Source organism: Marinomonas transparens, assembly GCF_016463975.1.
Lineage (GTDB): Bacteria > Pseudomonadota > Gammaproteobacteria > Pseudomonadales > Marinomonadaceae > Marinomonas > Marinomonas transparens.
The window spans coordinates 32,220-55,136 of record NZ_JAEMNX010000020.1 but is presented as its reverse complement, the minus strand read 5'-3'; the positions used below and the strand labels follow the sequence as shown (position 1 = coordinate 55,136).

The following is a 22,917-nucleotide window of genomic DNA, read 5'->3' as shown; positions in this document are numbered from 1 at the left end:
AAATATTTTCTACAGGATACTATTATGCCATTTAAGGCTTCGTTTTTTTCTTTCGCTATTGCGTCTTGTGTTGTGCTTACCTCTTCTAACGTGTTGGCGGTAGACGATTACTGTACCCCTAAATTGAATACCTATTTAAAAAATGTTCAAAAGACAGTCGATTCTAAATATGTCTCTCAACGCCAGAAAGAAGTTGCCCAAAAAATTCTTGATAAGGTAAAGGGGAGCCGTAATGAAACTAAAGACTGTGTATTGATCGATAAACTGTTGCCTTAACATTCAACTCTTCACTTTAGCTTTTGATTTATAATCAAGAACGGAGCATTTATTCCGGTCTTGGTTTTGTTTTTTGCTACGCTTTAAGCTTTAAGAGCCAAACTTTTAGCGCTTGTACTTAAAGAGGGGAATACATGAATGAATTTGAAGCGTCTTTAAAAGTCGCTAGGTCGCTTTTAGGTGTGTCATGTGCCGGTCTGATTTTTGATGATAGCCGTGTCGTGACTTCAGGTTCAATTCACGATTTTGACCTTGAGAAGTTTGCATTACAATTGTGGCAAACGAGCTCATTGTCTAGCGCTCGCTACTTCGATTTCTCTCAACTCCTCGCTGGTCTTTCTTCTCTGTCTGTGTCTCCTAAACTTGCTTGTTTTATTGTTGAGCCCGTTCAATTTGTTGGCGGCGGGAAGGCGAGCCTGTTTTTTGTGGATGAGCGATCTTATCAGCAGGAAGAAGGAGAGCTGGAGCAGCATGTATCTTCACTTGTCAGTATGTTTTCTGTACTACCTTTTCCTGGGCCGGATGCGAAGAGCTATCAAAATTTATGTTCGGAACGTGATGACCTTTTGAAGCTAACAGACAATCTTCCTTTGCTTGTTTCTGTGATGAATGAAGAGTTGCGTTACGAGTTTGTTAATAACAGCTATGAGAAGCGTTATTCTTTGCCGAAAGAAGACATTATAGGCATGTATGTTAGTGATCTGATCAATCCTGTTGCTTTTGAACTGATTGAACAAAAGTTGAAGTCGGTGTTAGCAGGGGAGAGTGTCCAATTTGGCTATCCTATAAAGCTGGGTTTGAATGATGAAATTCGCTACCTAGAGTCTTCTTATATTCCTCGTTTTTCAGACGGCAAGGTCAATGGTATTTTTGGTTGTGTTCAGGACGTTACTTCCAGTCGTAGGACTGTACAAACCTTAAGTCGATTACATCAGGTGACGGCGGATAATGCCCTTAGTTTAGATGAAAAATTACAGAAAATTCTATTGGTTGGTGTCGAGCAATTCGGCTTACCCATTGGTTTGATTAGTTCCATTAAAGACAATGTTTATCGTGTGGAATACTGCCACACGCCGAATGGTGAGGTTGAGGCTGGAGCTACCTTTGGGTTAGAGGATACCTATTGTGTACATACACTAAAAAGCGATACTCCGACTTCTTATTATCATACTGCGCTCAGTGAAATTTGTGATCATCCTTGTTATAAAAGCTTTGGCTTAGAGGCTTATATTGGTGTTGTTGTTTATGTTGACGGGGAGCGTTGGGGAACACTCAATTTTTCAAGTCCTAATCCCAAAGGCCAGCCTTTTGGTGATGATGACGATGAACTAATGAAGTTGCTTTCCCAGTGGGTGGGTAATGAAATTACTCGTCATAGATGGGAGGTATCTTTAAAAGCCGCTGAACGTCAACAAAGGTTGATTTTAGAATCGGTTCACGAAGGGATCATAGGTTTAAATAGTGTCGGCAAGATTACTTTTGTTAATCCCGCTGCTTGTAGGATGACAGGTTATGACAGTGAAGAGTTATTAGGACAAACCTTATATAAGTTGTTTTATCAGGATAAGCCAATAGATGGTACCTCCTACGCCTATGAGGATTGTCCGGTTAATACAACGCTCTTTTCTGGTGCGAGTAACCATGTTCGCGGAGAGTCTTTTTATCGTAAGAATGGCACCACTTTCGTTTCTGAATACATCACTATTCCTATGTATTCTGAGGAAGGTGTTGTCGAGGGTGGCGTGGTCACCTTCCAGGACAGAACAGAGCAGTTGAGTGCCGAAAAAGAGTTAAAAGAACAAAAGCAACTGTTTGAGTCCTTGTTCGTTGATGCACCAGAGGCGATTGCTTTAGTCAGTGTGGATCGTAAGATTCAAATGGTAAATCCCGCTTTTTGTGACTTGTTTGGCTACTCTGTTGACGAAGCTGTGGGTAAATCAACGCAAATGTTTTATGCCGATGAAGGCGAGTTTGCTGAGACTGGCTTAGTGATGGAGTGTCTTGTTCATAAACATGAGTCGGCACGCTATCGAGTCAGTTATCGAGACAAACAGGGACGAGCTTTTCAAACAGAGACAGTGAGTAGCATGGTTCGTAATGCTGATGGTGGCTTGGGAGGCTACATAGGCCATATTCGTGATGTGACGGAACGCCTTAAAGTAGAGCAAAAAATGATAGACACCAATTTACGTTTATCTATGGCGGCTAATGCGGCAGGTATCGGTGTTTGGGATTGGAATTTATACGACGGTACATTGCACTGGGATGAGTGGATGTATCGTATATTTGGTTTGGTTAAAAATAAAGACAGTGATCCTTATCAGGCTTGGGAAGAGGGGGTTGGGGAAGATAAGGCTTGGATTACGGAAGGCAGTGAGAGGCTAAAGGCGTTAGCAGGAAAATCAAAATATGAAATTGAAAATTCAGACTTTGACTTTGCTGATCTTGACCTTGATTTTCGAATTCTGAGAACGGATGGACAAACCCGCTATCTTCAATCTAATGCCGTGATTGTGTATGACGAAAATGGTCGAGCCTCTCATATTGTGGGCGTTAATATGGATGTAACGGCGCGAAAAGAAACCGAAGCCGTATTGAGAGCAGCGAGTGAGCAGGCTGTGGCGGCAAGTCAGGCAAAAAGTAATTTCCTCGCTACCATGAGCCATGAAATTAGGACACCTTTAAATGGTGTGCTAGGTATGGCGGAGTTGTTGTCTGGCTCCGCGCTCTCTTCAGAACAAAGGGGGCAGTTGAAAGTGCTTCGTGACTCTGGCGAAGGTTTGTTGGAATTGATCAATGAAATTTTGGATTTTTCTAAGATTGAAGCGGGTCATTTATCCATTGAACGGGTGGATTTTAATTTAGAAAAAGTCATTTATGATGTGGCCCGCTTACTGATGGTGCGGGCAGAAGAAAAAGGCATCGATTTATTGGTTGAATACGATAATGATTGTCCTCGTATGCTGGTGGGGGATGCTTTTCGTATCAAGCAAATTATCAGTAATTTGGTTAGTAACGCGGTTAAGTTTACTCATGTGGGGCAAGTGGTTATTTCGACTAAGGGGGTTACCGATGCGTTAGGAGGTGTTTCCTTACACTTATCGGTTAGCGACACAGGAGTCGGCATCGCAAGCCATGTTCAGCCGTATTTATTTAATGCCTTTACACAGGCGGACAATTCCACAACACGCAGATTTGGCGGCACTGGGCTTGGTTTGGCTATTACTAAGCAATTGGTCGACCTAATGTCTGGTGAGGTATCTTTAGTCAGTGAGCCTGATGTGGGATCGGTATTTTCGGTGCGTTTGAACTTACCTGAGAGCTATGTGCCTTTAGAGGCAGAAAATATGATTGACTTGTCTTCGTTAGCAGGTCAAAAAACCTTAGTGGTTGACGATAACGAAACCAATTTGACCATTTTAAAAAATCAATTGTCTGCCTGTGATATTGATGCAGATACAGAGTTAAACCCTGAAGTCGCTTTGGATCGAATTATACAGGCCATAACAGAGGGGCAACCATACAGTATCGTGATATTAGATTATTTGATGCCGGATCTAGATGGCTTGATGTTGTGTCGGCTGATACGTGAAGTCACTCATTCTAGTTATCGACCAACAATACTAATGACCTCCTCTTCTGGGCAGTTATCTAGGGATGTTTTGGTTGAAGCAGGGGTTAATATTTGCATTGCTAAGCCGATGGATTGCACAACATTAAAAGAAGCTTTAGTGGCCACGGTTTCTTCCTCTGTTTTGGGATATTTAATTTCTTATGCAGAATCTGGTCATGGCGATGTAGAGGAAAAATTAAGTTCTGGTGTGGTTCGTGGACGTGCTTTAGTGGTTGAGGATATGGCTGCCAACATGGCGGTAGCTCGTGGATTGCTTAACCGTCTTGGGGTTGAGGTAGTTGAAGCTGAAAACGGAGAAGTTGGTATAGAAATGTGGGAAAAATATCGCCCTGATATTATTTTCATGGATTTACATATGCCTGTTATGGATGGCATTTCAGCCATGCGACATATTAGGCAGGCGGAAAGCAGACAAGTAGAGAAAGGGAATGGTAACAGAGTCCCTATTTTTGCTTTAACGGCAGATGTGCTGCCTGAACGTTTGGTTGAAGTGAAGCAGGCGGGTGGTGATGGCTTAATTCCTAAACCTTTTAATTATAAGGAGTTAAGTGATGCTCTGGATAAATGGTTGCCATTGCATAATGGTGCCGACCTCAAAGAGACGAGAACCAAAGAAGCTAATATTGAAGAGGTTGTTATGGAGGATGTACAGTCTGTTACTTTAAGTGAGCCTTCTTCAAGCGAGTTACCTTCACTACTTGATAGGCAGGTTCTCAATGAATTAAAAGCCTTGTTACGCAGTGATTTCCCCTTATTGATTGATGCATTTTTTGCCGATGCTGATAGCGCTTTAAATTATTTTGAGTCACTCGATGGCGTAGAGTCTGTAGATCTAAATGAGGTGTTTGCTCGTTCCCATAGCCTAAAGTCTATTAGTCAGAATGTTGGTGCTATGGAATTATCCAAAGCAGCTGCTAAGCTTGAGAAAGAAAGCCGTCAAGGAGATGTGCCCAAATTGGATGAACAATTACGTGATTTAATTGCTATGTACCACGGTGTAAAAAGGGAACTTAAAACTTTGGTTGCAGAATTATGAAAGTACTCATTGTAGATGATACCAATACTGATAGATTATTACTTAAACTGCATTTGGTTAAATTAGGTTACCGAGTGGTAGAAGCCGGCAATGGGCAAGAGGCGATTGAGCAATTTCTGGAACACTCTCTTGATCTAGATCTTATCTTAATTGATGTTCAAATGCCTAAAATGAATGGTTTTGAAGCGGTTAAAGCCATTCGAAAAATACAGCAAGAGAAAAAACAAGAATGGTTACCTGTTATCTTTCTGAGTGCCAGCGCAGAAGCTGATGATGTGGAAGATGGTATTTTAGCAGGCGGTGATGATTATCTTGTTAAGCCATTAAGCCAAAAAATATTGTCTGCGAAAATGCTTGCCATGCAACGAATTGCTGATATGCGGCGTCGCTTGGTGGAGTCCAATATTGCGCTTGAAGAGCAGGCCTCAACGGATTATTTGACTGGTGTTGCCAATCGACGTGCTTTTGAAGTTCTTTTAGAGCGAGAAATGTCTCGTACGAGGCGATACGGCAGCCATTTAGCTTGTGCTGTGATGGATTTGGATAAGTTTAAAGACGTTAATGATACTTTTGGTCATGATGCAGGGGATACTGTTCTCGTTGAGGTGGTGTCACGAATTCAGTCAAATCTAAGGGACGATGACGTCATAGGTCGGCTTGGCGGTGAAGAGTTTGGCATCATTTTAGCGAATACAAAAGCGGAAGAGTTGTTGGCTATTTGTAATCGTTACCGCCATCTTATTGGTGATACAGAGGTCATACACGATGATGTCTCTATACCAGTGACAGCGAGTATCGGAGTCACTACTTTTCATGGTGAAAAAGAGACAAAGGCGGCTTTTATAAAACGTGCAGATGAAGCGTTGTATGAAGCAAAAGAGACTGGCCGTGATAAGGTGGTTTATTATCCCTAGCGTTTTAATGAGACCTTTGCACGACTGCTGTGTGCGCCAACACATTGTTAAAAATAGACTCAAAGGGCTCAAAAATCTGTGGGAACAGATTTAAACAGCTTTAGCTGGCTCGAAGGGTGGAGCGCAGGGATGCGCGGAGTATTTATAACCCATAAACGCGGCTTTGGCATCCTCGGCAATAGCGCCTACATTGCCCTATTAACCACATCCGTGTGGTTATGCGTCGCCCTAACACTTACATCCATATAAGTGTCCGCTTTTTCGTCTGTTTTTGCCTTGTCTTGGCTTTGCTCGCGATCTCGTGCAAAGGTCTCTTATTGAAATTTAAAAGATATAAAAAACCGAAAATTCACATTTTCGGTTTTTTTATACTTAAGGTTTATGTTTATTATGCAACAGCCGTTTCATTGTGTTGAGTGATTTTTTGATTCACTGTTGCGACTAGTGCTTGAACGGATGCTGAAACAATATCGCTGTCGATGGCGACACCATTGAAACGATCCCCATTAATATTGGCTTGTACATAGGCGATAGCTTGTGAGTCACTGCCTACGGTTAAGGCATGTTCTTGGTATTGAATGATATCAACACGAATGCCAAAGTGTTTGCCTAATGCTTCGCTAAACGCAGACAAGGCGCCATTACCTGTACCACTGATTTTGACAAGGCCTGATGTGCTGGTTATTTCGGCATGTACCGTGTCTACATCATCTTTCACATGTTCGTATTTACCTAGTTTGTATGGGGTTTCGCCTGTCATAAAGCTGCTTTCAAACAAGTTTCTCATCGATTTTGCATTGACTACGCCACCTTCTTGTTCAGCAAACTGTTGAACGATTGGGCTGAATTCTACTTGCAGCCAGCGTGGTAAAGCTAAGCCGTATTCTTGTTCTAGGGTATAAGCAACACCACCTTTGCCTGACTGGCTATTAACGCGAATCACTTCTTGGTAACTGCGTCCAACATCACGAGGGTCGATGGGTAAGTAAGCCACGTCCCAAGGTTTGTCATCGGTTTGGTTGGCCAAACATTTTTTGATGGCGTCTTGATGAGAGCCAGAGAAAGCCGTAAACACCAATTCGCCTGCGTAAGGGTGGCGCGGGTGAACTTGTAACAAGGTGCAGGCTTGAACTACGCTGATGATGCGATCCATATCGCCCAACATTAACTCTGGGTCAACCCCATGACTGTACATGTTCATCGCCATAGTCACTATGTCCATGTTCCCTGTACGTTCACCATTACCAAGTAAGGTACCTTCGATACGGTCTGCACCAGCCATTAAGCCTAATTCTGCTGCTGCCACACCACAGCCACGGTCATTGTGTGTGTGTAAGCTGATGATCATGCTGTCACGCTGTTTGACGTTGCGACAAAAGTATTCTATTTGGTCCGCAAAGCGGTTTGGCGTGGCTACTTCAACGGTCGCAGGTAAGTTGATAATTATTTTGTTGTTGGCAGTGGGTTGCCATACATCAGCCACAGCATCAACGACTTCAATGGCATAGTCTGTTTCGGTTCCAGTAAAGCTTTCTGGAGAGTATTGGAAAACCCACTCTGTCTCAGGGTGCTTTTCTGCGTGCTCTTTAACGCATTGTGCACCTTTTACAGCGATGTTTTTAATGCCTTCTTTATCTAGGCGGAAAACTTGTTCTCGCTGAGTTTTAGAGGTGGAGTTATAAACATGGACAATGGCTTTCTTTGCACCTTTTAGTGATTCGTAGGTGCGAGCAATCAATTCAGGACGTGCTTGAGTCAAAACCTGGATATAAACATCATCAGGTACTTGGTCTTCTTCGATCAACCAGCGCACGAAATCAAAATCTAATTGAGAGGCGGCAGGAAAGCCAACCTCGATTTCTTTAAAGCCAACATCAACCAGTAGGGCGAAAAATTGTTTCTTTTGTTCCACAGTCATTGGCTCAACGAGCGCTTGGTTGCCATCACGTAAATCAACACTAGACCAAATTGGTGCTGTGGTGATTTCTTGGTCTGGCCAAGTCCTGTTTGCAATGGCAACCGGCTTAAATGGTACGTATTTAGTGTGGTCAAAAGATGTCATGATCTTTCCCCTTTCTTATGTTGAGGAGTCGATAAACTCCAGTGCTTAATATTATAGGTCTTGGTTGGCGACCTTCTATGTATCTATCATAGCTAACTTTTTAGGGTAAAAGATTGCGTTTTTTACAATAAGATGATTTTATTTGAAATTATATTGCTATATTTTAATAATTTTAACAATTTACGGTCTTATATATGAAATTTGATAAGATGGATTTAAGTATTCTTCATGAATTACAGCAAGATTCTAGCTTAACCAATCAAGACTTGGCAGATCGAGTTGGTTTATCTGCCTCACCTTGTTTGCGCCGAGTTAAGGCGTTGGAGGAAAGTGGCATTATTGATCGTAAGGTAACGTTGCTTAATCAAAAAAAACTTGGTCTTAAGTTAACTGCCTTTATTCAGATTAGTATGGACCGCCATATTCCAGATCGGTTTGAAGTGTTTGAAGAATCTTTGGCGTCTTTTCCTGAAGTGACGTCATGCAATCTGGTTACTGGTCAATCGGCAGACTACTTATTAGAAGTCGTAGTGGAAGATATGGAGCGTTATCATGAATTTTTGCTTGGTCGATTGACACGTATACCAGGAGTGACGGGCGTACACTCTAGTTTTCTATTAAGAAAAATCATCGATAGAACCTCTTTGCCGCTAGACCATTTAATTTAAAGTGGTATTTACAGGTAAGAGCATTGAATTCTTATGGTTTGACCAAATGTATGGGGTCTATGATAAGAAAGATCCCTAAGAGAAGTAGTTATGAGTGATTTGACTGTAAAGCGTCGAGTAATGATACCTGTTAGAGCAGGTGACGTGATGGCTGAATTCATTTCCTTCAATGGTGATGATTCAGGCAAAGAACACATAGGGATATTTTTTGAAGGCAGGCAGCTTAAAAATAAGGGGGCTATCCCTTTGGTTCGTTTGCACTCTGAATGTTTAACGGGCGATGTTTTTGGGTCTGGGCGCTGTGATTGCGGAGAACAGCTTGACGAAGCGATTGACCGCATTAATGAGGAAGGAGGGTATATTCTCTACTTGCGTCAGGAAGGTCGTGGAATTGGTTTGTATGCAAAATTAGAAGCCTATGCGTTACAAGATAAAGGCTTTGATACTTATCAGGCGAATGAAATGCTGCATTTACCTGAAGATGGTCGTGATTTTGGTATTGCTGCGAAGATGTTAGCGTCTCTTGGCGTATCCAAGGTGAGATTGCTGACTAACAATCCAGATAAGGCGCAGCAGCTTATAGAATACGGCATTGACGTGGTTGAGCTAGTACCGACTAAGGTTCATGTTAACCAGCATAACCGTCAATATTTGAAAACCAAAGCGGATCGTAAGCAGCATACGATGAAGTTTGACGATTAATTATATTGGTCAAGCAAGAGATAGGGTTCATAAAAGGCAGCATCTTTTATTGAGGTGCTGCCTTGTTAGTTTTCAGAGGCTGATTTTTCGTTATTTTTTGGAGGGGGCTCTTTTCTTTTTCTTCTTACTGCTTGGCGAACGGGCCTTGGTTTTGGGCTCAAGCCCCTCAATGCGGCCAAATTTAATGTTTGTCTGCATAAAACGTTGTATTTTTTCTATCATTGGTAGGTCGTTAATATCGATCAACGAAATGCAATCACCTGCAGCTCCTTCACGAGAGGCGCGTCCTGCACGGTGAATATAGGCGTCCGCTTTACGAGGCAGACGCAGGTTAATGACTGTGTTTATTTCAGGTAGATCGATACCCCGAGATGCTACGTCGGTCGCGACTAAAACCTGTAACCGACCACGTTTCATTTGCTTCATGTGCTCGCTACGGTCACCTTGCTTCATTTCGCCATGTAAGCCATCACACATCAATCCCATGTTGCGAATACGTTGTACCCATACATCCACATGCTCTCGGTTTGATACAAATAATACCGCTTGTTGAACCCGTTCTTGGGTGAGTAGGTGTTTTAGAACGGCTTCTTTGTGCTCTTCGCTGTCCACTCGGTAGGCTATTTGACGAATTTGGTTTGGCACAGTACGGGCCGATTCGCCAAGCCGAAGTTGTTGCGGGTCATCATTAAGTAGGGCGCTAGCAAAGCGGCCCATTTTTTCACCTTCAAGGGTGGCAGAAAACATTAATGTTTGGTGTTCCTGTGGCAGCTCTTTGGCGATGTGATTAATAGCATTAACAAAGCCCATATCCAGCATACGGTCAGCTTCGTCAATGACAAAATAAGACACATCGGTTAGATCAAGCCATTGTTTTTCATCTAGTTCCACAAGCCGGCCAGGAGTTGCAATCAATATGTCACAAGGTTCGCTTAGTTGCTGCTGCTGCATACCATAGGGCGTACCGCCAATAATCAAGTGAGATTGAATGCGAGTGTGTTGAGTCACTTGTTCTACGACGTTAAATATTTGCCGAGCCAGTTCACGGCTTGGTGCTAGAATGAGTACTTTAGGTGCGGTTGTTGATTGTTCATCACGGTCTAGGATGTGTTGAATGGCAGGGGCGCAAAAAGCAATGGTCTTGCCGGTTCCTGTTGGCGCTGTTGCGAGTAAGTCTGAGCCGTCCAATGCGATTGGGATGGCCTGCTCTTGGATCTCTGTCGGGGTTTCAAAGCCAAGGTCACTAATGGCTTTTTCTATGGTGAAATCCAGATCTAATTCAGCAAATGACATGTAAATTCTCTGTTACGGGGAAAATGGTACAGCCAAAGATTAAGTCATGTTTTCAGTGGGGCCGTATATGCGCTATATGATACCTTGTTTTACAGGGCTTCGAAATCGAAACCTTGGGTGCTGACTTGATAAGTTAGACCCGGTGTGTGCTTTGCACTAAAATGGAGAAAATTATAAAGAAGGCGGATATGCAGTTATCGGATGAGTTGGTCACGACCCAAACCATGAAGTGGGTTAATGAGTTTATTATTAAATTAAATGTTTGTCCGTTCGCCAAGCGTGAGGTAGAACGCGAGTCTGTTCGTTTTGTTGTGCTTAGGTCCAAAAAAGTGGACGTGGCGTTAGAAGAATTAATGACAGAGGTTGCGTGGTTGGACGAACACCCAGAAACAGAAACCACTTTATTGATTTTTCCTACCTTATTTAAAGATTTTTTTCGTTATTTGGATTTTGTCGAAGTCGCTGAGAACTTGATGTTTGATCAAGGCTGCGAAGGGGTTTATCAACTTGCGACCTTTCACCCTGATTATTGCTTTGCTGGTGCTGAACCGGGTGATGTTTCTAATTATACCAACCGATCGCCTTATCCTATGTTGCATTTATTAAGAGAGGGTAGCCTTGATAAGGCGATTGAGATTTATGGGGATACCTCAGCGATTCCAGTTCGCAATGTAGAGAAAATGGAAGAACAGGGTGCAGCTAAACTTGAGACTATTTTTGCTTCTTGCATGAAGGTAGGCAAGGATTAACGAATGGTTTCAACATATCAGTATTGCGCTTGTTAATTAAGTGCGTATAGTTCGAAAAAAATTGCTTCCCTCGGAGAGTTTATGACCACACAAATAGGTCGCTTAAATACCTTAAGAGTCGTTAAAGAAAAAGATTTTGGTGTCTATCTAGATGCCGATGAATTAGGCGAAGTCTTGCTGCCTAAGCGTTATGTTCCAAAAGACCTAAGGGTTGATCAAGAGGTTGAAGTATTCATTTATTTAGATTCAGACGATAAATTGATTGCGACGACGGATATGCCAAAGGCGCAGGTGGGCGAGTTTGCTGCACTGACCGCGATTGCGGTGAATCAAGTGGGTGCTTTTTTTGATTGGGGCTTGCCAAAAGATTTATTGGTCCCTTTTAGTCAGCAAAAAAACCGCGTTGAAGAAGGCGAAACCCATTTGTTATTTATCTATTTGGATAATATAACCAATCGTATTGTAGCGACGACTAGGGTCGATGCTCTATTAAACCGTGAAGAAGCACCTTATAAAGTGGGCGATAAGGTGTCCATTATTATTGGCGATAAAACTAACATAGGTTTTAAATGCGTCATTGACAATCGCTTTTGGGGAGTGTTGTTTTTTGACGATGCGTTTAGGCAATTACGTAAAGGCGAGAAAACGACGGGCTTTATTAAGCAAATGCGAGAAGACGGCAAGATTGATTTAAGTCTGCAAGAAGTTGGTTATAAAAAGGTGCGTAACATTTTAGATGATGTGCTTGATTATCTTGATTCACATGGTGGTGAGTCACCATTGACAGATAAAGCCTCGCCAGAAGCGATTTACGCGGTATTTAAGGTCAGTAAGGCCACCTATAAAAAAGCTTTAGGTGCCCTATATAAAGATAAAAAAATTCTACTCACAAAAGAAAAAATCACTAAAATTTAGTTGTTTTTTTCTTATCAAAAAAAGCTCTTAAGTCATGCTTAGGAGCTTTTTTTTGATTTCTTCGCTGAGTAGGGGGAAGTCGATACCATTGTATAGTAAAGACTGAATTGGCAGTTCAACCGGACTGTTCTCCACAAGGAAACCGGAGATGAATTCATTCTCGGTTGGTCGTTGTAACCTAAAGTCTTCATACATGGAGGAGCGGTTTAAGCGCGTGAGCTGCGCAACCGTATTCACTCGGTTGGTTAGGTTGTCTAGGGTTAAGTGTTTACTTTGCTCGGCGTAGATGAACTTGGGGTTTGTAAAGACACTGGCGAGCTCTGTTAAGGTGGCATTCAATAATGGGTGAAACTGCTCTTCTAGCAAGTCGCCATTATGAATAGAAAATAGCGCCGTAAGTGGGTTGATGGCGGCATTAACAGCTAGCTTTTCAATTAACCTCTGATGAATATTGGGTACCACGAAAGAGTCAAGAGGGAAGTCTTTGGTCTCTGTATCTTTTAGCCACTGACCAAAGTAGGTGTCGCCTAGCCCTGTATGTTTTATGTGGTTTTCATTTATCTTTAATACGCCTTCGCTAGTGGTGCCTGCCCATAGGATTTGTTTTGGCATTAGAGCCTTTTGCAGTGCTGCTTGTGCCCCCATTCCATTGCATAAGCAAGCTATAGTCGCGTCTTCGGTGACGTGATCGGATACTTGCTTAAAGGCGTCCACTAGATCGTAGGCTTTTGTGCATAGCAGGACTTTATCGTATTGCTTGCTGAGATCCTGTGCGAGAAAGCTCTTAATTTTGTGTTCAGATGAGGTGATCTTCTGTTGGCCATCTTCATTCGCTAGCGCTTCTAACGTTATTTTTTTCTTAGGGCTCGTTGAGCGATACACTAAATGGACTGAATAACCTAGTTTTTGCAGCTTACAGGCCCAGAATAAGCCAATAGCACCAGCTCCGACAATGAGCCATTGTGGTTTTTTCATGTTGAGGTTTCCATTAGGTGTTTTATTTTAATTCCTGTTATTATCGCGCCAAAATACATTGTTGAAAATGCCAAGGAGCATAAAAATGCCATCATTTGACGTAGTATCAGAACTCGACTGGCACGAAGTGACCAATGCGGTTGATCAGGCGAACAGAGAAATTACAACACGTTATGATTTCAAAGGTGTGAAAGCAAGCTATGAAGTGAAAGATAAAAACGTGGTCATGGAAGCCGAAGCTGAGCCTCAGCTTCGCCAAATGTCTGATATTTTTAATCAGAAGTTAGTAAAACGCGGCATCGATTTGAAAAGCTTAGAGAAAGAGGCGGTTGAAAAAGGCAATATGCGTGCCTCACAAGCAATCAAAATGAAAGAAGGCTTGGAAACGGACGAAGCGAAGAAAATCGTTAAGTTAATTAAAGGAAGTAAGATTAAGGTGCAGGCGCAAATTCAGGGTGATCAACTTCGTGTAACCGGTAAAAAACGCGATGACTTGCAGCAAGTTATGGCTTTATTACGCGGTGCGGATCTGGCTCAACCAGTGCAGTTTACTAACTTTAGAGACTAGCTGAGAGGGGCGCTGCATGAGTTTGATGTGGCGTCTATACGCTGCTTTTAGCTATTTTCATTAAGCACTAGTTTTGTGCCTACAATCACCCAGCCTTCCTGTTCTAATCTCGTTTTTTGTCTCAAGTAAGCATCTGTATTTTCAGCAAAGCTGATTCTTTGTTGCGCATTAACCACCCTATGCCAAGGTAGTTTTGTATCCTTGGGCAGGTTTTTCATTAAACTACCAACTTGTCGTGCATGGCTTGGAAAGCCAGCTTTTTTAGCTAGCTCGCCATAAGCGATGCATTCGCCTCTTGGTATTTCACTTAAAAACAAAAATACCTGTGATTTAAAAAGTGCCATTGCTTGATTAGTCAATGCTTTGCCCATAGATAGGTAATTGAATTTGAAATTAAGAAGATGATTATGAAATATGCTCTTTTGATTTTTATCCTAGTACCTATCATTGAAATGACTGTATTGATTCAAGTCGGCAGTGAAATAGGCAGCTTGGCTACGGTTGGTTTGGTTTTTCTCACCGCTATTGTAGGCGTGACATTGATTCGTAAGCAAGGCTTGCAAACCTCATTGAAAGCACAGGAAAAGATGCAGCGCGGTGAATTGCCTGCCTCTGAAGTTGCGGAAGGTTTGATGTTGATGTTCGCTGGCTTGTGTTTGTTGATTCCTGGCTTTGTGACCGATGGCATTGGTGCTCTATTGTTGATTTCGCCATTAAGAAAGTTATTTGCTGCAGGTTTGATTGTTAAATTTATGAGCTCAATGATGGCTCGAGGAGCGCAGTGGCGCGGTACTAGCTCCCAGCAACAAGGGGACATCATTGAAGGCGAATATGTTAATGATGATAATGACTTACTGGATAAAAAATAATTTGCTTTTTTGGGGTTGAAATACTTTTTTGTAACCGTATATAAGACCTCGATAAGGTTCTTGCCGTTATTAGGTAAGAGCGGTCCTGCCAGGGGATTCCTGGTATTGTTTTAATTGGAGAAAATGATTGATGAATATTCGTCCTTTGCACGATCGTGTCGTTGTTCGCCGTAAAGAAGAAGAAACAACAACAGCATCTGGTATTGTTTTACCTGGATCTGCTACAGAGAAACCGACACAAGGTGAGGTTTTAGCTGTTGGCACTGGTCGTATTCAATCTAATGGTGATGTACAAGCATTGGCTGTTAGCGTTGGTGACACTGTGTTGTTTGGTCAATACTCTGGCCAAACCGTGAAAATCAATGGTGAAGAACTGCTTATCATGAAAGAAGATGAAATCTACGGCGTTGTTGAAGCCTAGTTCATTTTTGTAGTTCATATTCGATTTGTAACATTTAAAACAGTTAAAGGTATAAAAGAATGTCAGCTAAAGAAGTTAAATTTGGAGACAGTGCACGTCAGCAAATGCTGAAGGGTGTTAACGTTCTTGCAGATGCAGTGAAAGTGACTTTGGGGCCTAAAGGTCGCCATGTTGTTATTGAAAAATCGTTTGGTTCACCTCTAGTGACCAAAGATGGGGTGACCGTTGCCAAAGAAATCGAACTAGAAAATAAATTTGAGAATATGGGCGCTCAAATGGTGAAAGAAGTCGCCTCTCAAGCCAACGATGTTGCTGGTGACGGTACAACGACAGCGACTGTATTGGCGCAATCTTTAGTAACGGAAGGTTTGAAATCTGTTGCTGCTGGTCGTAATCCAATGGACTTGAAACGTGGTATTGACCAAGCTGCTGCCGCTGTTGTTGAGCAACTTGCTGCTTTATCTACACCATGTGCAGACACTAAAGCGGTTGAGCAAGTGGGTACGATTTCTGCTAACTCTGATTCCTCTGTTGGCAAGATCATTGCTGAAGCAATGGAGCGTGTTGGTAAAGAAGGTGTTATTACCGTAGAAGAAGGTTCTGGTTTTGAAGATGAGCTAGCGGTGGTAGAAGGTATGCAGTTTGATCGCGGTTACCTATCGCCTTACTTCATTAACAACCAAGAAACCATGAGTGCAGAGCTAGAAAACCCATTCATCCTATTGGTTGACAAGAAAATTTCTAACATCCGTGACTTGCTGCCGATATTGGAAGGGGTTGCTAAAGCATCACGTCCATTATTGATCATCGCAGAAGATGTTGAAGGCGAAGCGTTAGCGACTTTGGTTGTTAATAGTATGCGCGGAATCGTTAAGGTTTCTGCGGCGAAAGCGCCTGGTTTTGGTGATCGTCGTAAAGCTATGCTAGAAGACATTGCTATCTTGACTGGCGCTGTTGTTATCTCTGAAGAGGTTGGCTTAAACCTAGAAACAACAACACTAGAGCAGCTAGGTACCGCTAAACGTGTCACCCTTACTAAAGAAAGCACAACCATCGTTGATGGTGCTGGTGCTGCTGCGAATATCACTGGTCGTGTTGACCAAATTCGTGCAGAAATTGCGAACTCTTCTTCTGATTACGATAAGGAGAAGCTTCAAGAACGTGTGGCTAAATTGGCCGGTGGCGTTGCCGTTATCAAGATAGGTGCAGCCACTGAAGTCGCAATGAAAGAGAAAAAAGCCCGTGTTGATGATGCTCTACATGCGACTCGCGCTGCGGTAGAAGAAGGTGTTGTTGCTGGTGGTGGTGTTGCTCTTGTTCGCGCATTGACCAATGTTATTGGTCTTTCTGGTGAGAATGAAGATCAAAACGTCGGTATTGCATTAGCGCTACGTGCGATGGAAGCACCAATGCGTCAAATCGTTAGCAATGCAGGGGATGAAGCCTCTGTTGTTGTCGATAAAGTGAAGCAGGGTGAAGGTAACTATGGTTACAACGCAGCGACAGGTGTATACGGCGATATGTTAGATATGGGTATTCTTGACCCAGCTAAAGTGACTCGTTCTGCATTACAGGCGGCGGCCTCTGTTGCGGGTCTAATGATCACTACAGAAGCAATGATCGCAGATCTTCCTAAAGAAGATGGTCCAGCTATGCCTGATATGGGTGGCATGGGCGGAATGGGTGGCATGGGCGGCATGATGTAAATCACCCCCTAGTCATTTGTTGAAAAAGACCTCGCTTAATATGGCGAGGTTTTTTTTGTCTAAAATAAGCTTTAAATGGTTATGGCGATTGATGTCAGTCAGGTTGACATCAATCGTGGCAAAGGTTTGAAAGCCATTGCTCTCCAAGAAATGTTAAACTTTGCTAAACTCATTGAGAGTGATTTCATAAGATAGACTTAAAGTAAGGCGTTATTTTGCGCGATAAGCAAATAAAATAGGTGCTATTTTGTGGATTTTTTCGCTCTCGTGCTCTAAGTGCAAACCATTGATTCTAAAGCTATTGATAAATAGTCACCTGTGTAAGATACTTGGTTAATGTCTATGTCCATTTTTGTAGAGAAAGGGAAACTTATGCTCAGGAAAACCCTCACTAGTATTGCTGTATTAGGCGCATTATATGTCTCCAGCAGTTACGCATTGGAACTGGGTGAGTTAACTTCTCAATCAACTTTAGGCGAACCTTATCGCGGTAAGATCGAATTATCAGATGTAGGGGCATTACTACCAAAAGATATTTTGATTCGTTTAGGCAGTGAAAGTGAATTTCGTCAAGCTGGCCTAGCGCCAACCAGTGTTCTTTCCCAGTTGAAATTTGAAGTGGCCCGGGAAAAAAGCGACATTGTTGTTCAGATTAGCTCTGATAAAGCCCTAGAAGTCGATGAGTTACATTTTGTGCTTGCTGCCCGTTGGCCAAGTGGCCAAGTGGTACGAGAGTATCAAGCTCCGCTCAAGCAAACTGTTTTGGTAGATAAATCCCAAGAAGAAGTCGTGCAGTCTTCAAAGCTTGCTTCAACCGATAGTACATCAAAGCAATCTGTTTTTCGTGATGCTGTTGTCGCCGCTGAAAAAACACCTGTAAAAGGGATGATGTCAGTTTCTAGAGGCAATACCTTGTGGTCTATTGCTGGGCGCAATCAACCAACAAATCAGTTGACCATTTATCAAACTATGATGGCGATTCAATCGCTAAATAAAGATGCCTTTTCTGCTAATAATATTAATTTATTAAAAGAAGGTGCGATTTTACGCTTGCCAACACAAGAGCAGATTGCTCTGTTTAATAGGTCCATGTCTAAAAAAGAGTTCCAACGTCAACATGAAGCGTGGATGGCTCTAAAAGGCACCAAAGGCTCGAAAGGAGTCAGCAAGGAGCAATTGAATGCACAAGCTAAAGCCAAGGCTGCGGCGGCTAAGCCTGCGGAAGGTTCTGATAAATTAACCCTTGCTGCAGGGCAAAGTGCGTTACCAGAAAAGTCTGCTAGCTCCAATGCCGGTAATGAACAAGCATTAGCCGATATTAAAAATGAACTGTCTGCTTCTCAAGAAATGCTAGACAAGGAAAAACGCGAGAAAGCAGAGTTATCTACGAAACTAGAGGATTTGAACAAGCAGTTTGAAACGCTTGAAAAACTGATTGCTTTAAAAGATAAGCAGCTGGCAGAGCTACAGCAGCAATTTGTTAGTGCACAGCAAGCTTTGCAAGAGCAAAAAAATACCGTTGATCAGTTATTAGAAGCGGATCAAATTCGTAGAGAAAAAGAGTTAGCAGAAGCTGATTCTTTGATGAATAAGATAGTTGATAATCCTATTATTCTCGCTATGGGCGCGGTAGTCCTCATACTACTTGGCTTCTTAATTGGCCTTGTTATGCGTCGTGCAGGAAAAAAACGCCTAGAAAAAAATGAGCCGGTTGATGATGAGTTTGATCTAGCTTCTTCGGCGGCAGCGGCGGCGATACCTGCCACAATGGCGGTTGCAGAGGAACCTGAGGTAGAAGAGCCAGAAGAAGATCCTTTTGCTTTTGATTTTGATGCAGCTGATGATAATAACATGGATGATATGGCTGGCGATTTGCAAGGGTTTGATGAATTTGACTCTGAAATTGCCTCTATGGATGAGCCGCAAGGGGAAGAAGAGGCGTTTGATTTTCCTGATGATGCGACCGTTGATGATTTAGAGACGGAAGAGGAAGCGGTACCAGAAGATGAACTTGCTTTTGGCGAGGACGAATTTACCTCTTTTGAAGATGAGGTCGAAGTTGAAGAAACTTCAGTGGAAGAGGAAGAAGCGTTGGCAGACCTCGATTTATCTGAAGATAGCCTTGAAGAATTATCTGCAGACGACCTAGAAGATTTTGTCGAAGACGATGTGCCAACAGTTGAACCAATCGACGAAGTTGTTGAAGATGCAGAAATTAGTGAGGAAGAGTCTTTTGTTTCCAGCCTGTTGGACGATACTGAGCAGGAAGATAGTGATGAAGAGTCTATCTTCAATAAAGAGCCGAATGAATCGTTAGCCGATAGTATTGAAGAAAGTTTAGCAGAAGCTCAAGATGACTTAGATGAGCTAGATGTCCCAGAATTTGGTGAAACTGAAGCGGCTGGAGATGAAGAAGTTAGTGACGATGAAGAAGAATTTGATTTCTTTGATGCCAGTGGTGATGAGGCCGCGACTAAGCTTGATTTGGCAAGGGCTTATATGGATATGGGTGATGAAGAAGGTGCTCGTGTTATCCTAGAAGATGTTGTTGGGTCAGGTAATGAACAGCAAATTGCCGAAGCAAAAAATATGATGGAGCGGATGTTCCCAAGTGACTAAAAAAGTTGTTTTGGTTGTTGAATACGATGGCTCGGCATATAAGGGTTGGCAATCGCAAAAGTTTGGTGTTCCAAGTGTTCAAGAAAAAATAGAGACAGCTCTGAGTGTTATTGCAAATCATGATGTAAAGGTGATTTGTGCAGGGCGTACAGACTCCGGTGTTCATGCTAGTGCTCAAGTGATTCATTTTGAGACACCAGTAGAACGTTCTGTTCGATCATGGACACTGGGTACTAATACCCACCTCCCTCCTGATATTTCGATTGTTGCTGCGAGTTATGTGGCAGAGGACTTTCATGCTCGTTTTAGCGCTTTAAGTCGTCGCTATCGTTATGTGATTTATCAGTCTGCCTTACGTCCCGCAGTTCTAGCAAAAGGCGTGACTTGGACTTATAAAGAGCTTGATGCAGGCGCGATGGCAGAAGCTGCGAGCGTTTTTTTGGGTACCCATGATTTCACTTCTTTTCGTGCTGTAGGCTGTCAAGCCAATACACCAGTACGCACTATTTTGAATTTTAGTGTTCATCAGTTTGGTCAGTATATTGTCTTGGATGTTAGAGCGAATGCCTTTCTTCATCATATGATAAGGAATTTTGCTGGGGTTTTGATGGCCATAGGAGCAGGTGAGAAGCCGGTTGCTTGGGCGAAAGAAGTGCTGGATGCAAAAGACCGTTGCAAAGGCGGAATAACAGCACCACCATTCGGCCTATACTTTGTTGACGCTGAATACCCGCCAGCCTTTAATGTTCCTAAATTACCGCTAGGACCACATTTTTTGCCCTATGTTGAGGAGCTGCCTTATGTTGAGGAAGCACTTTCTTCTGTAGATAAAGTCATTTCATGTTAAAGGGCCAAATGATGAACTGCCGTGTTAAAATTTGTGGCATAACAAACGTAGAGGATGCGCTAATGGCGTGTCGTCATGGCGCGGATGCCTTGGGTTTTGTTTTTTATGCAAAAAGTCCAAGGTATGTGTCGCCAGAAGTGGCCAATGACATTGTGGCTCAATTACCGCCTTTTGTGACTCCTGTTGCTTTGTTTGTCGACGCGGACGAGTCGCTTATTACTAAAGTTGTTACGGCTAATTCCCGTTGGATGATTCAATTCCATGGCTCCGAAACGGAGGCTGAATGCTCAGGTTATCAGCGTCCCTATATGAAAGCGCTTAGGGTGAAGGAAGGGGATGATATTGCGTCTCTTACTGACCAGTACCCAACGGCAAGTGCGATTCTTTTGGATGCATATAAGGCGGGTGTGCCCGGTGGTACGGGAGAGGTGTTTAATTGGTCTTTGATACCAGCCAGTTTGTCGAAGCCGTTAGTATTAGCTGGCGGGCTTACAGTAGAGAATGTTGAGCAAGCTGTTAAACAGGTTGCACCCTATGCTGTCGATGTCAGTGGCGGGGTAGAGTTATCGAAAGGCCTTAAGAGCGAATCTAAGGTTCAAGAATTTATTAGTGGAGCAAAGCGTGGACAGTAAAGAAATCAATCAAGACTTGCCAGATTCCCATGGCCGTTTTGGGCAGTATGGCGGTGTGTTTGTGTCCGAAACTCTAATGGCAGCATTAGAGGATCTGACTGAAATGTATGAGCGCTTATCGAAAGACAGTCAATTTCAGGCTGCCTTTGATCATGATCTAGCCCACTATGTTGGTCGTCCTTCACCGCTTTATTTTGCTGAGCGTCTTACCGAAAAAGCCGGTGGTGCGAAAATTTACCTTAAGCGGGAAGATCTGAATCACACTGGTGCTCATAAAATCAATAATACGATTGGGCAGGCCTTGCTGGCTAAACATATGGGCAAACCAAATATTATTGCTGAAACAGGTGCTGGCCAACATGGCGTGGCGTCAGCAACAGTTGCTGCTCGTTTGGGTTTAAAATGTAAAGTATTTATGGGGGCAGAAGATATTCGTCGCCAATCTTTAAATGTTTATCGCATGAAGTTGCTTGGCGCGGAAGTGATTGCCGTTGAGTCAGGTACGAAAACGTTAAAAGATGCGTTAAATGAAGCCATGCGTCACTGGGTAGGAAACGTTGATGATACCTTTTATATTATCGGCACGGCAGCGGGGCCACATCCTTATCCTAAATTGGTTCGAGATTTTCAGTCGGTCATTGGTCGAGAGACGAAACAGCAATGTCTAGCTCAAGAAGGGCGCTTGCCTGATGCTCTTGTGGCTTGTGTTGGCGGTGGTTCGAATGCTATCGGCTTGTTTCACCCTTTCATTAAAGATGAAGGGGTTGCTATGTATGGTGTAGAAGCCGGTGGTGATGGTATTGAAACAGGTCGTCATGCAGCGCCTTTGTCTGCTGGTCGTCCGGGGGTTTTGCACGGTAATCGTACCTATGTGATGGCTGATGACGATGGTCAAATTATTGGCACCCACTCTATTTCAGCGGGTTTGGATTATCCGGGAGTTGGCCCTGAACATGCGTGGTTAAAAGACATTGGCCGTGCGAATTATGTGGCGATCAATGACGATGAGGCGATGGCGGGGTTTCGTGATCTAACGCGTCTAGAAGGAATTATGCCTGCCCTTGAGTCAAGTCATGCGGTTGCTTATGGCATGAAATTAGCGGCTACCATGGAAAAAGACAAGATAGTTGTGATTAATTTGTCTGGTCGCGGAGACAAGGACATTCTTACTGTTGCCGAATTGGATGGAATTGAAGTATGAGCCGTATTAAACAAAGTTTTGAAAATCTTGCTAAATCTGGTAAAAAGGCGCTTATTCCATACATCACGGCAGGAGACCCTTCTCCAGAGCATACAGTTACCTTGATGAAGGCCTTGGTTGCTGCTGGTGCTGATGTGATTGAAATTGGTATGCCTTTTTCGGATCCAATGGCAGATGGGCCAGTTATTCAGTTGGCTTGTGAACGCAGTCTAGAGGCAGGTACCAGTGTGCGGAAAACCTTACAGATTATTGCTGAGTTTCGTCAGCAGGATAAGGTAACGCCAGTTGTTTTGATGGGCTATTTAAACCCTATTGAGTTTTTTGGTTATCAAGCTTTTGCTGATGCGGCAAAAGAAGCCGGTGTAGATGGCATTTTATTGGTCGATCTGACTCCAGAAGAAGCGACAGATGTAGTAGAATGCTTCCGACAAAACGAAATTGATCTGATTTATCTGTTGTCGCCCACGACAACACCGGAACGTGCGAAGAAAATATGTGATCTTGCCTCAGGGTATGTGTATTACGTTTCTGTGAAAGGGGTGACAGGGTCTGCTGAGTTGGATGTAGATAGTGTTAAGAAACATGTTGACTCTCTGCGCGAGGTGACCAGTTTACCGATAGGGGTTGGTTTTGGTATTCGTGATGCGAAAACGGCCGCTGCAGTTAGCAAATGTGCTGATGGCGTGATTGTTGGTAGTGTGCTGGTGAATACCATTGCAGAAAATAAAGATAGTCAGAAAGAATTGATAGCTGACGCTTTAGGGTCGATTTTAGCGCCTATGCGTGCCGAAATGGATGCCTAAGCGGCAGTAAACAAGATATGTGGAGAA

The 22,917-nt window shown here is 43.0% G+C and carries 20 protein-coding genes; 16 read left to right on the top strand and 4 right to left on the bottom strand.

What is annotated here, in order from left to right; all coding sequences use genetic code 11:
* The first annotated feature begins 24 nt into the window (after window positions 1–24).
* The 3 genes from I8J31_RS15280 to I8J31_RS15270 all read left to right on the top strand — a co-directional run bounded on the left by I8J31_RS15280 (window position 25) and on the right by I8J31_RS15270 (window position 5,860).
* On the top strand, window positions 25–276 hold the full coding sequence (locus I8J31_RS15280) for a hypothetical protein (RefSeq protein ID WP_199469447.1): 252 nt from the start codon (window positions 25–27) through the stop codon (window positions 274–276).
* Between the two features lie 134 nt (window positions 277–410).
* Window positions 411–4,946: a PAS domain S-box protein gene (locus tag I8J31_RS15275; protein ID WP_199469446.1), complete on the top strand. Its 4,536-nt coding sequence runs from the start codon at window positions 411–413 to the stop codon at window positions 4,944–4,946.
* A complete protein-coding gene (locus I8J31_RS15270) occupies window positions 4,943–5,860 on the top strand; it encodes a GGDEF domain-containing response regulator (protein ID WP_199469445.1) in 918 nt (305 codons plus the stop codon). The genes I8J31_RS15275 and I8J31_RS15270 overlap by 4 nt, the downstream gene beginning before the upstream one ends.
* Before the next feature lie 388 nt (window positions 5,861–6,248).
* Here I8J31_RS15270 and leuA read toward each other — a convergent pair whose 3' ends face one another.
* Window positions 6,249–7,922: a 2-isopropylmalate synthase gene (gene leuA / locus I8J31_RS15265; protein ID WP_199469444.1), complete on the bottom strand. Its 1,674-nt coding sequence runs from the start codon at window positions 7,920–7,922 to the stop codon at window positions 6,249–6,251.
* A 194-nt stretch (window positions 7,923–8,116) separates the two neighbouring features.
* Between leuA and I8J31_RS15260 the strand changes: the two genes are divergently transcribed.
* Complete coding sequence (locus I8J31_RS15260) at window positions 8,117–8,590, top strand: Lrp/AsnC family transcriptional regulator (RefSeq protein ID WP_199469443.1); 474 nt, start codon at window positions 8,117–8,119, stop codon at window positions 8,588–8,590.
* A gap of 90 nt (window positions 8,591–8,680) precedes the next feature.
* Window positions 8,681–9,292 carry a GTP cyclohydrolase II gene (ribA, locus tag I8J31_RS15255; protein ID WP_199469442.1) on the top strand — a complete coding sequence of 204 codons (612 nt, stop codon included), beginning with the start codon at window positions 8,681–8,683 and terminating at the stop codon, window positions 9,290–9,292.
* Window positions 9,293–9,382: 90 nt separating this feature from the next.
* Here the strand turns inward: ribA and I8J31_RS15250 are convergent, their stop codons facing one another.
* Window positions 9,383–10,585 (bottom strand): DEAD/DEAH box helicase, encoded by a 1,203-nt coding sequence (locus tag I8J31_RS15250; protein ID WP_199469441.1) that lies wholly within the window; start codon window positions 10,583–10,585, stop codon window positions 9,383–9,385.
* Window positions 10,586–10,773: 188 nt separating this feature from the next.
* Between I8J31_RS15250 and I8J31_RS15245 the strand changes: the two genes are divergently transcribed.
* Both I8J31_RS15245 and I8J31_RS15240 read left to right on the top strand, forming a co-directional pair.
* A complete protein-coding gene (locus tag I8J31_RS15245) occupies window positions 10,774–11,334 on the top strand; it encodes a DUF1415 domain-containing protein (protein WP_199469440.1) in 561 nt (186 codons plus the stop codon).
* Between the two features lie 81 nt (window positions 11,335–11,415).
* Complete coding sequence (locus I8J31_RS15240; RefSeq protein WP_199469439.1) at window positions 11,416–12,249, top strand: CvfB family protein; 834 nt, start codon at window positions 11,416–11,418, stop codon at window positions 12,247–12,249.
* Window positions 12,250–12,276: 27 nt separating this feature from the next.
* On the opposite strand, the gene I8J31_RS15235 is transcribed toward I8J31_RS15240, so the two are convergent.
* Entirely contained in the window at window positions 12,277–13,224 is a 948-nt protein-coding gene (locus tag I8J31_RS15235; RefSeq protein WP_199469438.1) for a ketopantoate reductase family protein, read from the bottom strand.
* 85 nt (window positions 13,225–13,309) lie between these two features.
* Between I8J31_RS15235 and I8J31_RS15230 the strand changes: the two genes are divergently transcribed.
* Complete coding sequence (locus tag I8J31_RS15230; protein WP_199469437.1) at window positions 13,310–13,792, top strand: YajQ family cyclic di-GMP-binding protein; 483 nt, start codon at window positions 13,310–13,312, stop codon at window positions 13,790–13,792.
* Between the two features lie 47 nt (window positions 13,793–13,839).
* Here I8J31_RS15230 and I8J31_RS15225 read toward each other — a convergent pair whose 3' ends face one another.
* Window positions 13,840–14,163: an MGMT family protein gene (locus I8J31_RS15225; protein WP_199469436.1), complete on the bottom strand. Its 324-nt coding sequence runs from the start codon at window positions 14,161–14,163 to the stop codon at window positions 13,840–13,842.
* A gap of 36 nt (window positions 14,164–14,199) precedes the next feature.
* Between I8J31_RS15225 and I8J31_RS15220 the strand changes: the two genes are divergently transcribed.
* The 8 genes from I8J31_RS15220 to trpA all read left to right on the top strand — a co-directional run bounded on the left by I8J31_RS15220 (window position 14,200) and on the right by trpA (window position 22,890).
* Window positions 14,200–14,661 carry an FxsA family protein gene (locus I8J31_RS15220; RefSeq protein ID WP_199469435.1) on the top strand — a complete coding sequence of 154 codons (462 nt, stop codon included), beginning with the start codon at window positions 14,200–14,202 and terminating at the stop codon, window positions 14,659–14,661.
* 130 nt (window positions 14,662–14,791) lie between these two features.
* Entirely contained in the window at window positions 14,792–15,082 is a 291-nt protein-coding gene (locus tag I8J31_RS15215; protein WP_024022707.1) for a co-chaperone GroES, read from the top strand.
* 59 nt (window positions 15,083–15,141) lie between these two features.
* A complete protein-coding gene (gene groL / locus I8J31_RS15210; protein WP_199469434.1) occupies window positions 15,142–16,788 on the top strand; it encodes a chaperonin GroEL in 1,647 nt (548 codons plus the stop codon).
* A gap of 372 nt (window positions 16,789–17,160) precedes the next feature.
* Window positions 17,161–19,407 (top strand): motility hub landmark protein FimV, encoded by a 2,247-nt coding sequence (locus I8J31_RS15205; RefSeq protein ID WP_199469433.1) that lies wholly within the window; start codon window positions 17,161–17,163, stop codon window positions 19,405–19,407.
* On the top strand, window positions 19,400–20,254 hold the full coding sequence (gene truA, locus I8J31_RS15200) for a tRNA pseudouridine(38-40) synthase TruA (RefSeq protein WP_199469432.1): 855 nt from the start codon (window positions 19,400–19,402) through the stop codon (window positions 20,252–20,254). Before I8J31_RS15205 ends, truA begins: the two co-directional genes overlap by 8 nt.
* Window positions 20,255–20,265: 11 nt before the next feature.
* Entirely contained in the window at window positions 20,266–20,886 is a 621-nt protein-coding gene (locus I8J31_RS15195; RefSeq protein WP_233402818.1) for a phosphoribosylanthranilate isomerase, read from the top strand.
* Complete coding sequence (gene trpB / locus I8J31_RS15190; protein WP_199469430.1) at window positions 20,876–22,087, top strand: tryptophan synthase subunit beta; 1,212 nt, start codon at window positions 20,876–20,878, stop codon at window positions 22,085–22,087. Before I8J31_RS15195 ends, trpB begins: the two co-directional genes overlap by 11 nt.
* Window positions 22,084–22,890 carry a tryptophan synthase subunit alpha gene (gene trpA / locus I8J31_RS15185; protein ID WP_199469429.1) on the top strand — a complete coding sequence of 269 codons (807 nt, stop codon included), beginning with the start codon at window positions 22,084–22,086 and terminating at the stop codon, window positions 22,888–22,890. The genes trpB and trpA overlap by 4 nt, the downstream gene beginning before the upstream one ends.
* The last annotated feature ends 27 nt before the right edge of the window (window positions 22,891–22,917 follow it).

Bases quoted from the DNA above. Each gene is read 5' to 3' on its own strand.
- I8J31_RS15235 (WP_199469438.1), bottom strand. From the start codon at position 13,224: ATGAAAAAACCACAATGGCTCATTGTCGGAGCTGGTGCTATTGGCTTA.
- ribA (WP_199469442.1), top strand. From the start codon at position 8,681: ATGAGTGATTTGACTGTAAAGCGTCGAGTAATGATACCTGTTAGAGCA.
- leuA (WP_199469444.1), bottom strand. From the start codon at position 7,922: ATGACATCTTTTGACCACACTAAATACGTACCATTTAAGCCGGTTGCC.
- I8J31_RS15225 (WP_199469436.1), bottom strand. From the start codon at position 14,163: ATGGGCAAAGCATTGACTAATCAAGCAATGGCACTTTTTAAATCACAG.
- I8J31_RS15205 (WP_199469433.1), top strand. From the start codon at position 17,161: ATGCTCAGGAAAACCCTCACTAGTATTGCTGTATTAGGCGCATTATAT.
- I8J31_RS15215 (WP_024022707.1), top strand. From the start codon at position 14,792: ATGAATATTCGTCCTTTGCACGATCGTGTCGTTGTTCGCCGTAAAGAA.
- I8J31_RS15240 (WP_199469439.1), top strand. From the start codon at position 11,416: ATGACCACACAAATAGGTCGCTTAAATACCTTAAGAGTCGTTAAAGAA.
- I8J31_RS15270 (WP_199469445.1), top strand. From the start codon at position 4,943: ATGAAAGTACTCATTGTAGATGATACCAATACTGATAGATTATTACTT.
- I8J31_RS15275 (WP_199469446.1), top strand. From the start codon at position 411: ATGAATGAATTTGAAGCGTCTTTAAAAGTCGCTAGGTCGCTTTTAGGT.
- I8J31_RS15245 (WP_199469440.1), top strand. From the start codon at position 10,774: ATGCAGTTATCGGATGAGTTGGTCACGACCCAAACCATGAAGTGGGTT.
- I8J31_RS15220 (WP_199469435.1), top strand. From the start codon at position 14,200: ATGAAATATGCTCTTTTGATTTTTATCCTAGTACCTATCATTGAAATG.
- I8J31_RS15260 (WP_199469443.1), top strand. From the start codon at position 8,117: ATGAAATTTGATAAGATGGATTTAAGTATTCTTCATGAATTACAGCAA.
- I8J31_RS15280 (WP_199469447.1), top strand. From the start codon at position 25: ATGCCATTTAAGGCTTCGTTTTTTTCTTTCGCTATTGCGTCTTGTGTT.
- groL (WP_199469434.1), top strand. From the start codon at position 15,142: ATGTCAGCTAAAGAAGTTAAATTTGGAGACAGTGCACGTCAGCAAATG.
- I8J31_RS15195 (WP_233402818.1), top strand. From the start codon at position 20,266: ATGAACTGCCGTGTTAAAATTTGTGGCATAACAAACGTAGAGGATGCG.
- I8J31_RS15250 (WP_199469441.1), bottom strand. From the start codon at position 10,585: ATGTCATTTGCTGAATTAGATCTGGATTTCACCATAGAAAAAGCCATT.
- trpA (WP_199469429.1), top strand. From the start codon at position 22,084: ATGAGCCGTATTAAACAAAGTTTTGAAAATCTTGCTAAATCTGGTAAA.
- I8J31_RS15230 (WP_199469437.1), top strand. From the start codon at position 13,310: ATGCCATCATTTGACGTAGTATCAGAACTCGACTGGCACGAAGTGACC.